The organism is Mesorhizobium sp. M2A.F.Ca.ET.039.01.1.1, assembly GCF_003998035.1.
Taxonomy (GTDB): domain Bacteria; phylum Pseudomonadota; class Alphaproteobacteria; order Rhizobiales; family Rhizobiaceae; genus Mesorhizobium.
Window position 1 is genome coordinate 1 of the sequence record NZ_RZRY01001379.1, and the last position, 732, is coordinate 732.

The window sequence follows — 732 nt, forward strand, 5'->3', positions numbered from 1 at the left end:
GGCAAGCGCGCCGGTCGCGGCGCCGTCGTCAATTCTCTGGCTCAAAGTCCCCTTCGTGCCTTGGTCCTTTGCCCTTGGCAGGGGCATTCCGATCTGGCGATTGATCACCTCGGCGACGAAGCGGACGGTTTCCGGGAATGGCGGCACGCCCCCGTACTTCTGGACGTTGGTCTCGCCCGCATTGTAGGCAGCCGCGACGATCAGCGGATTCCGGTAGGTCTCGAACAGCGACTTCAACAACCTGACCCCACCGTCGATGTTCTCAGCGGGATCGCAAATGTCGGAGACCCCGAGAAAATCTGCGGTCGGAGGCATGAGCTGCATCGGCCCGCGAGCGCCCTTGGGCGAATTGCGATCGCGATCCAGACGGCTCTCGGCCGTCGAAACAGCGAGCGCGAAAGCGGGATCGACCCGGTACTTTTGTGCCGCCTCGACCACCAGACGAGCAATTTCCGCTGCCGTTAGAGGTGATGGCCCACATGGCAATGCAGTCTTGATTGTAGAAAGGTCAAATTGACTCTGCCGGCCAGGGCCATCATTGGCAGACTCGACGGTGCTTGCTCTTTTCGCATCGACGTCGCCAAGTGGACCATCCGCCGTTTGAAGCTTGCCGTCTGCGGAAACAACGTATTGCCGGGCACCATCGAGCCAACGATTGCGAAAGACGCTGTCCACTGCGTCGGAATCGGTCTCTGGACCCGCAGTTTGAGTGGAAGTGACGGTGGATTGCGC

2 protein-coding genes are annotated in these 732 nt (G+C 60.7%); one reads left to right on the forward strand and one right to left on the reverse strand.

Going from position 1 to position 732, the window contains the following annotated elements:
• Positions 1–438: lytic transglycosylase domain-containing protein (locus EOA24_RS39980; protein ID WP_245502003.1), on the reverse strand; the 438-nt coding region annotated here is incomplete at its 3' end.
• A gap of 75 nt (positions 439–513) precedes the next feature.
• On the opposite strand from EOA24_RS39980, the gene EOA24_RS42660 reads away from it, so the two are divergent.
• On the forward strand, positions 514–732 hold a 219-nt coding region (locus tag EOA24_RS42660), incomplete at its 3' end, for a hypothetical protein (RefSeq protein ID WP_210213662.1).